Annotated in this window: 13 protein-coding genes and 1 pseudogene; 5 read left to right on the top strand and 9 right to left on the bottom strand. The window is 59.7% G+C overall.

Going from position 1 to position 13,861, the window contains the following annotated elements:
- The first annotated feature begins 15 nt into the window (after window positions 1–15).
- The gene (locus tag ACSQ3G_RS28235; protein ID WP_436112626.1) at window positions 16–1,272 is read left to right on the top strand and encodes an MGH1-like glycoside hydrolase domain-containing protein; all 1,257 of its coding nucleotides are present in this window, start codon (window positions 16–18) and stop codon (window positions 1,270–1,272) included.
- Window positions 1,273–1,708: 436 nt separating this feature from the next.
- Here ACSQ3G_RS28235 and ACSQ3G_RS28230 read toward each other — a convergent pair whose 3' ends face one another.
- Window positions 1,709–2,710, bottom strand: coding sequence for an IS30 family transposase (locus ACSQ3G_RS28230; RefSeq protein WP_436109881.1), 1,002 nt, complete (start codon window positions 2,708–2,710; stop codon window positions 1,709–1,711).
- Window positions 2,711–3,031: 321 nt separating this feature from the next.
- On the opposite strand from ACSQ3G_RS28230, the gene ACSQ3G_RS28225 reads away from it, so the two are divergent.
- On the top strand, window positions 3,032–3,916 hold the full coding sequence (locus tag ACSQ3G_RS28225) for a hypothetical protein (protein WP_436112625.1): 885 nt from the start codon (window positions 3,032–3,034) through the stop codon (window positions 3,914–3,916).
- Window positions 3,917–4,416: 500 nt separating this feature from the next.
- Here ACSQ3G_RS28225 and ACSQ3G_RS28220 read toward each other — a convergent pair whose 3' ends face one another.
- Both ACSQ3G_RS28220 and ACSQ3G_RS28215 read right to left on the bottom strand, forming a co-directional pair.
- Window positions 4,417–5,592, bottom strand: coding sequence for a glycerate kinase family protein (locus ACSQ3G_RS28220; RefSeq protein WP_436112624.1), 1,176 nt, complete (start codon window positions 5,590–5,592; stop codon window positions 4,417–4,419).
- A 15-nt stretch (window positions 5,593–5,607) separates the two neighbouring features.
- Complete coding sequence (locus tag ACSQ3G_RS28215; protein ID WP_436112623.1) at window positions 5,608–7,071, bottom strand: SLC13 family permease; 1,464 nt, start codon at window positions 7,069–7,071, stop codon at window positions 5,608–5,610.
- Window positions 7,072–7,275: 204 nt separating this feature from the next.
- Here ACSQ3G_RS28215 and ACSQ3G_RS28210 point away from each other — a divergent pair, with 204 nt between their 5' ends.
- The 3 genes from ACSQ3G_RS28210 to ACSQ3G_RS28200 are packed head-to-tail and all read left to right on the top strand — an operon-like array spanning window position 7,276 to window position 10,280.
- Complete coding sequence (locus tag ACSQ3G_RS28210; RefSeq protein ID WP_436112622.1) at window positions 7,276–8,874, top strand: sensor histidine kinase; 1,599 nt, start codon at window positions 7,276–7,278, stop codon at window positions 8,872–8,874.
- On the top strand, window positions 8,862–9,530 hold the full coding sequence (locus ACSQ3G_RS28205; RefSeq protein ID WP_436112621.1) for a response regulator transcription factor: 669 nt from the start codon (window positions 8,862–8,864) through the stop codon (window positions 9,528–9,530). The genes ACSQ3G_RS28210 and ACSQ3G_RS28205 overlap by 13 nt, the downstream gene beginning before the upstream one ends.
- 45 nt (window positions 9,531–9,575) lie before the next feature.
- A complete protein-coding gene (locus ACSQ3G_RS28200) occupies window positions 9,576–10,280 on the top strand; it encodes an IS6 family transposase (RefSeq protein WP_436112620.1) in 705 nt (234 codons plus the stop codon).
- 51 nt (window positions 10,281–10,331) lie between these two features.
- On the opposite strand, the pseudogene ACSQ3G_RS28195 reads toward ACSQ3G_RS28200, so the two are convergent.
- The 6 genes and pseudogenes from ACSQ3G_RS28195 to ACSQ3G_RS28170 all read right to left on the bottom strand — a co-directional run.
- Window positions 10,332–10,472 (bottom strand): annotated as a pseudogene (locus tag ACSQ3G_RS28195) (TSUP family transporter); the annotation flags it as partial.
- A gap of 42 nt (window positions 10,473–10,514) precedes the next feature.
- A complete protein-coding gene (locus tag ACSQ3G_RS28190; protein ID WP_436112619.1) occupies window positions 10,515–10,946 on the bottom strand; it encodes a DUF6691 family protein in 432 nt (143 codons plus the stop codon).
- Window positions 10,943–11,353, bottom strand: a complete 411-nt coding sequence (locus ACSQ3G_RS28185; protein WP_436112618.1) for a YeeE/YedE family protein — start codon at window positions 11,351–11,353, stop codon at window positions 10,943–10,945. The genes ACSQ3G_RS28190 and ACSQ3G_RS28185 overlap by 4 nt, the downstream gene beginning before the upstream one ends.
- Window positions 11,350–11,697 carry a sulfite-sensing transcriptional repressor BigR gene (gene bigR, locus ACSQ3G_RS28180; RefSeq protein ID WP_436112617.1) on the bottom strand — a complete coding sequence of 116 codons (348 nt, stop codon included), beginning with the start codon at window positions 11,695–11,697 and terminating at the stop codon, window positions 11,350–11,352. Before bigR ends, ACSQ3G_RS28185 begins: the two co-directional genes overlap by 4 nt.
- Entirely contained in the window at window positions 11,688–12,986 is a 1,299-nt protein-coding gene (blh, locus tag ACSQ3G_RS28175; protein ID WP_436112616.1) for a bifunctional sulfur transferase/dioxygenase Blh, read from the bottom strand. Before blh ends, bigR begins: the two co-directional genes overlap by 10 nt.
- Window positions 12,987–13,128: 142 nt before the next feature.
- Window positions 13,129–13,860, bottom strand: coding sequence for an ABC transporter ATP-binding protein (locus tag ACSQ3G_RS28170; RefSeq protein WP_436112615.1), 732 nt, complete (start codon window positions 13,858–13,860; stop codon window positions 13,129–13,131).
- Window position 13,861: the final 1 nt, after the last annotated feature.

Raw genomic sequence — 13,861 nt, 5'->3', positions numbered from 1 at the left:
ACCGGAGTACCCGACATGAACGTGCATATCACCGAGGCGAAGCGCATCCTCGTCGCCAACGACCGCGGCGGCTATACGGTGCCGACCGACCGGCTCTACCCGTTCCAGTGGAACTGGGATTCCGCCTTCGTCGCCATGGGTTTCGCGCTTTACGATACCGACCGTGCTTATCGCGAGCTGGAGCGGCTGATCGAGGGTCAGTGGGCGGACGGCATGGTGCCACATATCGTCTTCCACCAGCCGAGCGACACTTATTTCCCCGGTCCGAACGTCTGGCGCACCCACCACACGATCCCGACCTCCGGCATCACCCAGCCGCCGGTCTTTGCGATCGCGCTGCGCAAGGTCTTCGAGGCGGCCGGCAGGGGCACAGAGGCCCGCACCTTGCCGCTCTACGAGGCCGCGCTGAAATGGCATCGGTGGTGGTATTCCGCGCGTGATCCGGAAGGCACCGGCCTGGTCGCCCTGCTGCACCCTTGGGAAAGCGGCAGCGACAACTCGCCGGCCTGGGACATCGCGCTCGCCCGCGTGCCGACCACCACCGATACGCCGGTCGTGCGCAAGGATACCGGCCATGTGAACGCCTCGATGCGCCCGCGCGACGAGGACTATAGCCGCTTCATACACCTGGTCGACACCTATGCCGCCTGCGGCTGGGATCCCGCAAGGCAATGGGAAAAGGCACCGTTCAAGGTCGCCGAGATCCAGACCACCGCTATCCTGCTGAAGGCCGGCGAGGACCTCGAACATCTCGCCCGCGAATTCGGCCGGACGGAGGACGCCGCCGAGATCGCCGCGTTCAACGAGCTCAGCCGCAAGGCGATACTCGCGCAGTGGCGCCCGGCCCTGTCACGCTTCGTATCGCGCGACCTGATCTCCGGCGAGGATGTCGAAGCCGCGACACAGGCAGGCTTCATCCCCCTCCTGTCGCTCGACCTGGAGAAGGGCATCGCCGATGCGCTGGTCGATGAGATGAAGGCCTGGTCGAAGGGCCTCAAGGTCGCCTTTCCGACCACCAAGCCGGGTATCGCAGGCTGGGAGCCGAAGCGCTACTGGCGGGGCCCTGCCTGGGCGATCATCAATTGGCTGCTGATCGACGGCTTGAAGCGTAACGGTCACACGGAAGCGGCGGAAAAGCTGCGCATATCGACAGTCGCGGCGATCGAGGCGGAAGGTTTTGCCGAATATTTCGACCCGGTAACAGGCGAAGGCTGCGGCGGCCTCGGCTTTTCCTGGACGGCCGCCGCCTATATGTGGCTTGCTTGGACATAAAGTTCACAGTCGGGCCTGCTGCACCATCAGGCGGAGCTGGTCCGAGTTGCCGACACCTAATCTTGATAACCGGCTGCGGCGTAGGATTGCGCTTCGGGAAGGGTGGGCTCTTGGGTTTCCAAGGCTGCACAAATCAGATTCATGACTGTCTTTTGGAGACCGTCACGGATGTTTTGGATCGTGTAGTCCTTCAGGACGAGCAGTGGGAGCGGATATCGCAGCACATCATTGGTGACGGGCGTACGCGCGGTTTGTCCGGGGGCCAAATTCGCGAACATTTAAATCCGCGCATGCGCTCCGCCGATAAGGCGATGTCAAAAAGAAAAGGTTTGCTGCGATCTCGATCTTGCGGGTATGTGGTTCGACTCCCTTCAAGGCGTGCGATGTGGTGGAGAATCTACGCCAAGTGCAACATACGCGATTGGAGGGTAGGGGATCAGCCTGTTTCACGCAAATGGGCGATGAACACTTCGGCGGGTGTTTTGTATCCTAGGCATTTGCGTGGCTGCGCATTCAGGTGATGGCCGAGGTCGACGAGCTGTTGCTGCGTGATGTTGGATAGGTCGGTGTCACCAGGCAGGAAGCGGCGGATCCGCTTGTTGGCGTTCTCGACAGCACCTTTCTGCCAGGGCGAGTTCGGGTCGCAGAACCAGCTCCTGGCGCCGATCCCGTCTTCCAAAGCCCGGAAGCCGGCAAACTCGGTACCGCGGTCGAAGGTAAAGCTGCGACGGGCAAAAGACGGCAGCGGCGAGAACGCATTGATGATCTTGTCCATGATCGGCCGCGAGTGGCGGCTGCGGTTCTTGATCAACACGGTGTAGCGGCTCTTGCGTTCGACGAGCGAGGTGATGTTGGCCTCGCCAAGCTCGCGTTTGAAGATCAGCAGATCGCCTTCCCAATGGCCGAACTCGGACCGATCATCAACAAAATCAGGCCGTTGCGAGATCCGGCACTCAAACGGGATGAGCCCGTCACGCGGCTTGCGGGATCCACGCGGCAAGCGTCGGCGACGTCGCTCAGGCAGGTGCTCGTAAAGGCCAAGTGGATAATCCTCCTTGCAGTAGATGAAGCGATAGATCGTTTCCGGGCAGATGCTGACTGGGCTGATCCCGTCAATCAACAGCCGGCCGGCAATCTGTTCCGGTGACCATTTGGCCTTCAGTCGATCGATAATCAGGTCTCGCAGCTGTGGATGTCGTCTGAGCTTGCGCAGCCGTCGGCGGCGCTCCTTGCTCATGTCGTTGGCGATGGTGCCGAAGTAACCAGTGTATTCTGGAAACTCGCGGTCGTGGAACGTGTTGCGCTTGAGCTCGCGGTATATGGTCGAACGATGACGGCCGAGTTGGCGGGCGATCTCACCAACCGGCAGCTTGCGTTCCTTTAACTGATACAGATGGCGGCGGTCGGACAGGGTGAGTTGCGAATAGCAGGGCGACATGCAAATTTCTCCAAGGCGAAGCCATTGATGTTATTGGCATGTCGCACTTGAAATTAGAATGTACCCGGGGTCCGCGCGCGGTCGCATAAAAACAAAGATTTTCATTTGAATGCGCGTTGACCGGTTCATACTCCATCAAGACCTCCCCGGAACACTTGAACCAGTTGCGGCAAAGGTTCAATTATTCTACCAAATACCGTTATTCGTGGGCACCTCCGGTTTCCGGCAAGGGGTAGAAGCGTGCTCTTGCGAAAAACCTGGGGGCCTCCGACAGCTCATATTTGCGTCGTCATATCCCGCGTGCGATCAATGGAAATTGGCATGAACGCAAAGCGTCGGAATTTGTTCATATTCCTTGGAAGCGCACTTCTGGGTTGGCCTTCACTGGCTGCTGGCGATCGCAAAAGTCCAGCCACCGCGCCCACCCGATCCACCGTCACTCCCCGTCATGTGCTCTGCTTTCTTGGCGGCAAGGATGGCCTTGCCGTCCTGAGAAAAACCGCTCAAACGGCCATCCGCCAATTCGGCGAGGGCTTTTCGATCGATGAAAGCTATTCCATGGACACCGAAGACGACCGCATGGAGCTGTCCTTCGCCGTCTGTTGGGATCGGGTTGCGGAAAGCGCTTTTAGCGAGGCGGATGAAAGAGCCGTCTTGGAGCACAGATCGGTCCTGTATGTTCTTGGCCCGCCCATGATGGCGGAGAAGACCATTGCAATATCGGCTACTGCATTGCGCTTTGTGCAATTCATGCTGGATGGTGGTGCGCTTGCCGCCAAGGGTGAAAGCGCCGGGGTTGCACACGGAATCGATCGGTGGAAGGAACTCGCTGATCAGGCTCACGACGCGACGATATCGAATGATTCCCTGGCGCTTGCATCGATCTGTCGTCTGGCATTTGCGCGCCGTCCCATTGGCGATCCGACTGCCGGTCAAAGCATGGAAACCGTCGGTTTTCACCTGGTTGGCCTGCCCGACATGGTGATCGACGAGGTAAAGCTTGCCAACCCAAAAATATACACGAATGGCGACCAGATCGAGATCGCAGACTTCATCGACGCCATTGCCACCAGGATGACTGAATACGGCGTCGGGGAAACCATTGCACGCGACAGACATAGCCTGTCCGACGACGAGAGGTATGAAGATGATAGTTACAAGTTCAATCCATTCGGGGTCATAACGATCAAGAGTGTGTCGTTGTAGGGCGTGTTCCTTTCAATTGAACCGGCTGGTGTAAGAATCTGAATTCGGAGATTGGCTGGACCGGCGCGACCATGCTCGCGCTGTTGCTGGTAATTCGCGATTGCCGAAAACCCGACGCGGGATTCACGCTAACGATTTCGTTCAAGCCGGGGAGGGGCTCCTCTTTAAGGTGGCAAGGTCCTGGAAGACTTGAGAGGCGGAGGCCTGCTTGGTGGCCTTACCAACTACGAGGCGTTGCGGCCCGAAGCGTCGCAGGACGCTGGGACATTGGCGAATTGGCTGATCAACAATCTACCCATGTCAGCCGACGAGCGCCTCCGTATCAGCGTTCTGCCGCCAAACGCACAATCTGCCGCATTGAGCGCCTTGTATGCAGTGACTGGTTCACGACCCGACTGAGCGCGCTGGCGGACCACATCGAGAGCCGGTTGCCAAAGACCGCTAGGTCAGTCATCGACGACGTCCCGGCAATCGCCTCTAAAAGCCGAGGCCACCGGTTCTCAAGGCCGCAATACCGAACGTGTTGCAAGCATCAGACGCACGGCTTGTTCGGCGGTTTCCGTAAGAAGGTTTTCCGTTTCGCGGATGGCGTCTTCCAAGGTGCAGGGCCGGTTGAGGATGCTGAACACCGCGTCGATTCCTACCTTTCTTGTCGTTTCCACGCCCGAACCAACGGTCCCGGCCAAGGCGAGAACCGGCAGCTTGTGGCGCTTGGCGCGACGGGCGATTTCCGCGGGAACCTTGCCGTATCGCGTTTGTCCATCAATCCCACCCTCCGCGGTCATCACCAAGTCAGTCTTGGCCAGTCTCCGATCGAGTTTGATATGCCGAAGAATGAGATCGAAACGTGGATGTAGCCTGGCGAAGGTGAAAGCGTGCAGGCCCGCCCCAAGTCCCCCAGATGCCCCGCCTCCTTTCAAGGACCCAACGTCGATATCAAGATCGCGGCGGACAATGCGCGCAAACATCTGAAGACCTTGTTCCAGGATCGCCACCTGGTCCGGCGTTGCACCCTTTTGCGGTCCGAATACCCGCGCGACGCCGGCTTCTCCTAGCAGCATATTGTAAGGATTGACGGCGACATCGATGCTAATTTTCTTAAGGCGGGGATCGCGGCCGGTAACGTCGATACGTTCGAGCGAACGCAATGCCGCGCCATTGCCGGCAATTGGCTGGCCAGATGCATCCAAGAGACTGATGCCGAGCGCCTGAGCCATGCCGGCACCCGCATCGTTGATGCCAGAGTCGCCGCAGCCCAGGAGGATGCGTTCGGCGCCGAGGTCGAGTGCCGCGAGGATCATCTCGCCAACGCCGTAACTCGTTGTTTTCGTGGGATCCCGCATATCCCTTGGCACGAGACGCAACCCGGCAGCGGCAGCCATCTCGATCACTGCCGTGCGCTTCCTGCGTTCCGATAGAAAGCCGATGTGAGCATCGACGGGTTGTCCCACGGGGCCTGTCACGGTGACCGGATGCAATTCGCCTCCAAGCAAGTCCACCATGGTCTGAACGAAGCCTTCGCCGCCATCGATCATTGGCACGCGGGTAATCTTTGCGCGGGGAAGCGCATTGCGGACGCCCCGTGCGATCGCGTCCGCCACCTCGCGGACGCCCAGTCCTTCCTTAAAACCGGAAGGTGCCACCAGGACACGTAAACGCCGGTGCTTTTTCGACATAGTCAACTCCTGCAGCTAAGCTAGCATCGACTGGATGGCGGGCCAGATGATGAGCACGAAAATCATGATGAGAAGAAAATGGAGGGGCAATAGCACCGCGCTGAGCCGAGCAAGATCGCCCGCGCCATAGGCGTTTTCGTCCAGCCGACCAAAGAGCGCTACCGGCTTTGCGCTGACCATCAGCGTCTGACAAAGACCTGTCGCCGAAACCATGGTCAACATCACGAGGAGGGGATCCACGTTCGACGCCTGCGCAAGCACCAACGCCGGTGGCAGCAAGATTGACACCCGTGCAGTGCGGCTATGGATGAGCAGATGCGAGAGCAAACCGATCGCAGCGACAAGCGCAATGAAAACGACGGACGGCAATTTGGCTCCCTGCAGGGGGTGGAACACTGCCGCGACCAGAGCCTCGTTCAGTCCGGACGTCACCAAACCGTCCGCGAGGCAGATCGTTGCGGCAAGGAAGACCAAGAGGGACAGGTCGGCGTCGCGCAGGGCGTCACGAAAGGAGATCGGTCCGGCAGTGGGGGAGAAGGCGGCAAGCGCGCCGACAAGCGCCAGGATCGTTGGGTCGATGCCATGCATCGGTTCCGTCAGCCAGCCGGCCGTCACGACTGCGGCGATCCAGACCGGCCGTTTCCACAGTGGTGCAGGGCGCACGTTGGTGCGCGCGATCGTAAGCTTGCTTCGCCGCTCGTGCGAAGTCAGAAAAATCTTCAGGATAATACCGGTCGACAGAAACGCGCTTGAGACCGCAAACGGAAGACCCAGAACAACCCAGTGAAGATAACCGATCTCTTGACCCGACAGCTTGCGAACCATGTCGACAGCGATGAGGTGTGCGCCGGCACCCAAAGGCGACGCGACGGCAGATAAAAGCACGGCCGTGGGGAAGACTAGCGCCAAAGCGCGTCGCACCCGCACGCTGTCGCAATGTTCGGAGATCGCTGCATAAGCGGGCACCATCATTGCCGCCCGGCCCGATGTGGAGGGTACGACGAAAGCGGTGGCGAGGAGCAACGCCGTCAGCGCGTAGGCAAGGGCTTGGACCGATCGCAATCGTGTCGTGGCAAGCGCGATCAGTCGATCCATGATACCGCTCGCCTTGAACGCCGACGCCAGCAGGAACGACGCGAGAAGAAGCCAGATCAGTTGATTGCCAAGAGCACTGAACAGCGAGTCTGGTTTACCGGTGACGACCAATGTCATTGCCACGGCGGCGGTGACTGCAACCAAGGTGTCGTCGAGTGATGTCAAGGTCCAGCCGACCAGTGCCAGCGCAAGAACCTGTAAGGAACGCCGAGGCTCCAACGGCAGCCCCGATGCAAAAAATTCGATCGCAATGAACGTCGCTGCGGCAACGAACAGGTTCAATACCAAATGCCGGCGTGCGGGCTTGATAGCCGCAACGCGCGCCCCAGGCTGACGCTCATTTCTTCCGGATATCGGCTCAGGCCAGGTGTTCGCCTTCTCCATTGCGCTACTCCGTCTCGCGATCTGGCCCCAGGATGGAGGAACAGGCCCGTCATGTTGCAGGGCGATCTTAAGCGTCGCAGGTTAGAGGGCGGGAGGAGGAAGGTTAGAATTTGGAGAGAATTGCTACTTCTTGGCGCCATTCCTTGTCCTGCAGCCATTAATCGGCGATCCTGACGGCAAGCTCCCAACCAGGTACGAGGCAATATGACCGTCCGGCGGCGCATTCTTCTCTTCCAGCTAGTCACATTCGTCTTCGTGGGCGTGGTTGTCGGGCTGATGCTGACGACGCTCAAGCTCACCGACGAGTTCGTCAATCGAATCGATGGCGTCCACTCTCGCTTCGAGGCGATCAGCGAACTTGACGGACTTGGCAATAATTACGCCGAGCAGTTGGCGGAAGTCCTTTTGCTTGGTCCTGAACAGATGCCGGATTTCCAACTCGCGCGACAAAAGATGGCGGAAGGATTCCGTGTTCTTGCAGAGGTGACACGCAAGGAGTTCGCCACGCTTGGAAGCCTTGGAGCCGTTCAGCAGGAATTGCCAGAAATAGAGTTCGCCGCGCGGCTTCAGGAATTTTATCAAGCGATCGATCAGGCGGCTGAACGTGTATTTCAGGCACAAGCGGCCGGGCGACAGGATCGCGCCGTCGATATCTTCCGGCGTAGCATCGAGTATCGCCTCTCTAACGATTTCGAGACCATGATCGGCGATGCCCGGCAGGAGGAGCGTGGAGAAGTTGCCGAGGAGCTTGTCCGGGTGCGAAGCACCCAACATACGGTTCTGCTTGTTGCTGGCGTCTTTTCGGTGCTGGCGGTGGTGGCGGGCCTTGGTTTAGGCCTGACACTCCATCATTCGATCGTCCGGCCGGTTCGCCTTTTGGTGGCCGGAGCGGAAGCAATTGCCCGTGGCCAGCTCGATCATCGCATCGAGACGGGCCGCCGCGACGAATTCCTGGTGCTTTCGCAGAGTTTCAACAAGATGGCGGAGGCGATCGAACTGCAAAGAGCGAGCCTGACATCTGCTCAGGTCCGGCTCGAACGTGAAGTGGATCAACGGACACGTGAGCTGCGGCAGGCAAATGACCAACTTCTGGAACTCGATGGCAAGCGCAGCCAGTTCCTTGCGGATGCCAGCCACGAACTACGCACGCCGCTTACAATCTTGCGTGGTGAAGCCGAGGTGGCGCTTCGCGCGAGACCAAAGCTTGCCTCTTTACGCGATGCATTGAACCGCATTCAGCTTTACGCCGCTGACATGGCGCGGCTGCTTGAGGATCTGATCGACTTTACGCGTTCTGAGATCGACGACGTCACCTATGATTTTGAAACGGTCGAGGCTGAAACCGTGGTCATTGCGGCCGTGCACGAAACTGAAATTCTTGCGCAACAAAAAGAGATGGAAGTTCAACTGCTTTCGAGAGCATCGAAACAACTGATCAGGGCAGACCCCAGACGCTTGAAGCAGGCGTTGATGATTGGGATCGATAATGCGATCAAATATGCAGATCCAGGTGGAATGATCGACATAGACATTTGTTGCAGCGATGACATCCTGGTGCTGACTATTCGTGATCATGGTTGCGGGATTGATCCGGCGGAACTGCCTTTTGTGTTTGACCGGTATTATCGCGGAAGGAACAACGCCAGCCGCGCAGCCAAGGGCCTCGGCATCGGCCTGCCGATTGCAAGGACCATCGTCGAACGGCACGGTGGTACCATTGCCCTCGGGGCTGCGCCCAAACGTGGTGCGGTTCTCACCATCCGGCTGCCCATCGCAGAAAGGAAAATCGCATGCGAGTCCTGATTGTCGAAGACGACCGGCGAATTTCGAGCTTTCTGCGGCGGGGACTTGAGGCAGAAGGGTACCATGTGCAATTGGCAGAGGACGGGCGCGACGGTCTTGAACGAATCCGTCATGAAACCGTCGACCTGGTCATCCTCGATCGAACGATCCCCTATGTGGACGGTCTTGAGGTGTGCCGGATAATCCGGCAGGAGCGACGTTCCGTGCTCGTCCTGATGCTCACCGCCAAAGAAAGCATTCGCGATCGTGTCGACGGCCTTCAAAGCGGCGCTGACGACTACCTCGTAAAACCCTTTGCCTTCGATGAACTGATTGCCCGGATAGAGGCGCTGCGAAGACGCAGCCCAACGCTCGAACGAACGGATGTCCTGCAGGTGGGGTTGCTTACCCTCGATCCGGCAACCCGCCGCGTCACGAAGTCGGACTGCGAAATCGGGTTCACCGTTCGTGAGTTTGAACTGCTCCGTTATCTCATGCTCAACGTCAACAAAGTGGTCAGCCGTCAGCGGCTGCTGAACAACGTCTGGAACTACGATTTCGATCCCGGAACCAAGATCGTCGAAGTCTATATCCGCTATCTGAGGCGTAAGCTCGGTCAAGACGGTGATCCGACCATTCGGACCGTGCGAGGGGTGGGCTATACCCTGGTCGGGTGATGTCAGGTTAACTGGGCTGAAGTTTTTGGCTGCTAGTCGGCAGTCATGAGCCAGGGTCCTGTTTGTTACAAGCGTCATCGTTTCCCGCCTTCTGTGATCGCTCAGGCGGTGTGGCTGGATTTCCGATTTCCGTTGAGCCTGCGCCTGGTCGAAGAGATGCTGCTGGAGCGCGGCATCGTTGTTTCCTACGAGACGATCCGGTGTTGGGCGAAGAAATTCGGGCCAGACTATGCTGGCCGCTTGCGGCGGAAAGCGCCGAACCCGAATGACATTTGGCATCTGGACGAGGTGGTCGTGACGATCGGCGGGCTGAAACACTGGCTCTGGCGTGCCGTCGATCAGAACGGCTACGTTCTCGACGAAGTCGTCCAGACCCGCCGCAACACCAAGGCCGCCAGGCGGCTCCTGATCCGGTTGATGAAGAAGCAGGGATGCCTTCCGAAGCGCATCGTCACGGACAAGCTTCGCTCTTACGGTGCTGCACGGCGTCAGATTATGCCCACGGTCGAGCACCGATCACACAAGGGGCTGAGCAACCGCGCCGAAAACTCGCATCTGCCGCTGCGGAAACGGGAACGGGTGATGCAGCGATTTCGCTCGCCAGGCGCGCAGCAACGCTTCGTAAGTGTCTTCTCCGCTCTTCGAAATCTCTGCGTCCCGACCCGTCCGAAACACTCAGCAATCGAAGTCCATCTGCATCGCCTCAGGGCGATCGCACATTGGAAGGACGTGGCCGGAATTGCCGCCTGATCACCCCAACCCCGACGGATGCGCACTCGCCCAGATTAACGTGACATCACCGCTTGCAAAGTTGGCGAAGGCGTTGGCCGAGACGGCAAGCGCACCCGTACCGATGGCAACATGCGGCTGTGTCACGCCAACGACATAGAGGAGCAGCGGTGTCGCCAGGATGGATCCGCCACCGCCGAGCAGACCGAGCATGAAGCCGACGATTCCGCCGGAGCCGACTGCCGATGGAGGTGCTCACGGCCGCCTGCTCCATACTCTGTCATACAAGGTCATGCCCACGAGCATGGCGATGACGAACAGCGCTGTCTGCGGGATTCCGACCGACAGGGACGCGACCGCCGGGCCGGGACAGAAGCCACCGATACCCCAGCCCAAGCCGAACAAGGTCGAGCCGATCACCAGCGGCGTGTCGATCCGACGGTTCGTCGGCACATGGAAGCTGTCGTCGAAGGCCGGGTGGCGCATCCGCTTCATCGCCTGCACGCCGATGAAGGCGACGACGACGGCGCCACCGAGAACGAAGGCAAGGCTCGGATCCCACGCGCCGAACACGTCGAGGAAGCCCTGGACGCGAACCGGGTTCAGCATACCAGACAGGGACAGGCCGAAACCGAAGACGATGCCCGAGGCGAGAGCCGCCCCGAATTGGGAGATGTTCCTATTCATAGTCCCAGACCTCGAAGAATTGTGACGGCAACCACGCCGGCAGTCAGGAACGTGGCGACCGCTACCATGGAGCGCGGCGACAGGCGGGCAAGCCCGACCACGCCGTGTCCGCTTGTGCAGCCCGATCCCATACGCGAGCCGAAGCCGACGAGCAGCCCCGCGACGATGATCAGCGGCCAGCCGGCGGTGATCTGCACGGCAGGCCAGCCTCCGAACGCGAACAGGTAGGTGAGCGGCCCGAGCAGCAGCCCGAGCACGAACGCAAGATTGGTGGTCAATCCGACGCCTTGTGCGAGACGCCCGACGATCCCGCTGATCCCGGCAATCCGGCCGTTGAGGAGCAGGAGCATGACGGCCGATGCGCCGATCAGCATGCCCCCGGCCAATGAGGGGAGATATGCGTTCATTTGTCTTCCTTCACGCAGAAGATGTCATAGAGGGCGGCAACCAGCAGGGCGGCCTTCTCCTCCGTCAGGCAATAGAAGATCTGTTTTCCCTCCCGCCGGGTTTTGACGATGCCGGAGCCACGCAGCACCGTCAGGTGCTGCGACAGATGCGGCTGGTGGACGTCGACCTTCTCTTCAAGCTCGCCAACCGAATACTCGCCTTCCACGAGCGTGCAGACGATCATCAGGCGCGCCGGATGGGACAACGTCTTCAAGAGGTTCGCTACCTCTCCGGCCCGGCTGGCCATCTCGGCAGGGGAAAGCCCCGCTTTTGTCATCGGCTTCAGATCGGTCGTCATTCCCATGCAGCTCCCTGCAATGCATCGAGCGGAAACTTGAGATAGCGCTTGCCGTTGGCTTCCGGCTCCGGCAGACGTCCGCCGCGGATGTTCACCTGCAGGGCGTGCAGGATGAGCTTCGGCATTGGCAGCGTCTTGTCGCGCGTCGTCCTGAGCGCCACGAACTCTTCCTCCGTCACACCAGCAAGATGCGGGTTGAACTTCTTCTGATCAGCGACGGTGCTTTCCCAGCGAGGTGCCCGACCGCCCGGCTGGTAGTCGTGGCCCGTGAAGATCCGCGTCTCGTCCGGGAGCGCAAGGATCTCCTGGATCGACTTCCACAGAACGCGGGCATCGCCACCGGGGAAGTCGGCGCGCGCCGTACCGCTGTCGGGCATGAAAAGCGTATCGTGCACGAAGGCTGCGTCGCCGATCACATAGGTGATGGAGGCGAGCGTATGTCCGGGCGAGAGCAGCACTGTCGCATCGATCGAGCCGACCTCGAAGGTCTCACCATGGGCGAACAAACGGTCCCATAGCGAGCCGTCGACCGCAAGCTCAGGCCAATTGTAGATGTCCTTCCATAATTTCTGGACATTGACGACGCGCGTGCCGATCGCTGTTTGCGCGCCGGTCTTCTCCTTCAGATACTGGGACGCCGAGAAGTGATCGGCATGCGGATGGGTGTCGAGGATCCACTCGACCGTCAGCTGGTTGTCGCGGACGTAGTCGAGGATCGCGTCGGCATTGATTGTCGCCGTTGCTCCAGCCTTCTCGTCGAAGTCGAGCACAGGGTCGATGATGGCGCATTTGCGCGTGGCCGGATCCGAGACCACGTACTGAACACTCCAGGTGCGCTTGTCGAAGAAGCCCTTCACCTGCGGCCTGCGGGCAGCATCTTGCTTGAGCCAGGCAGCAGCGCCGCTGGTGTCAAAGCCGCGGCTGCGTCCGAACTCGATGACGTCCTCTGCAGGCATGCGGCCGTCAAGGACCTCGCCGATCAGGTAGAGGTTCAGCGAGCGCGTTCCGGATTGGCAGTGGGCAAACACTGGACCTTCCGATTCATCGACCGCCCGCTGGAAGGCACGCACGTCCGCCTCGGTGATGGTGCCGGCCGTGACTGGAATGAAGGCGTAGGAGAGGTCGCAGTGCTTCGCTTCCAGGCTTTCGGCTTGGGTTCCCGGCTGGGCAGGATCCTCGTTGTCCGGTCGGTTGTTGATGAGTGTTTTGAATCCTTTGTCGCGAAGCGATAGGATATCCTCGATGCTCGGCTGCGGCGAGACAGAAAGCTTCTCGGATATTGCGGTGACAGGCATGACTCGCTCCGTGTCCGAGATCAATATATAATCTAATATATTATATATTATTACTCTTTCAAGGTGAGGCACGGAATTTTATATGTTTTGCCGCTGCCGTGATCCGGCGAGTTCGCCGATCACGGCAGCGGCAAAACGAACATCAGTAGCCAACTCCCACCGGAGCGCGCGAAAGATCGTCGCTTTCCAGCCGACCGTCGCGCAGCCGGTAAATATGGTCGAAGCGGTCAAGGATCATCTCGTCGTGCGTGACAACGATAATAGCCGCGCTCTGATCGATTGCGATCCGTCGTAACAAATCCATCACGATACGGGCGCGGGTGGAATCGAGCGGCGCGGTCGGTTCGTCGGCGAGGATGATGCGCGGCCGATTGGCGAGCGCGCGAGCAATGGCCACCCGTTGGGCTTCGCCGCCGGACAGTTGCGCGGGCATCGCGTGCTTGCGGTGGCCGACCTCGAGATAATCGAGCAGTTCGATAGCATGCTGATGCGCTGCAGCGGCGCCCAATCCTGCAAGGTGGAGCACCACGGCGACATTGTCGGTGGCGTTGAGGAACGGCAGCAGGTTGGGATACTGGAAAATGAAGCCGATCTTGTCGAGCCGCAACCGGCGCAGGTCCGCCTTGAGCCAATGGTCGTCATAGACGGCTTCGCCGTCGAGCGTGAGCCGGCCGCCGCTTGGCTCCAGAATGCAGGCCATGCAGTTGAGAAGCGTGGTCTTGCCCGAACCGCTCGGCCCCATGAGACCGACGACCTGGCCGGGAAAGACTTCCATGTTGATATCAACAAGCGCGTCGACCCGCGCACTTCCCGAACCGAAATGCTTCGAGAGGTGCTCGACACATACAACCGCTTGCGTGCCTGTCTCGATCATG

Origin of the sequence: Neorhizobium tomejilense, assembly GCF_964254135.1 — a bacterium.
Classification (GTDB): domain Bacteria; phylum Pseudomonadota; class Alphaproteobacteria; order Rhizobiales; family Rhizobiaceae; genus Neorhizobium; species Neorhizobium tomejilense.
This window is presented reverse-complemented; position numbering and strand designations above follow the sequence as displayed.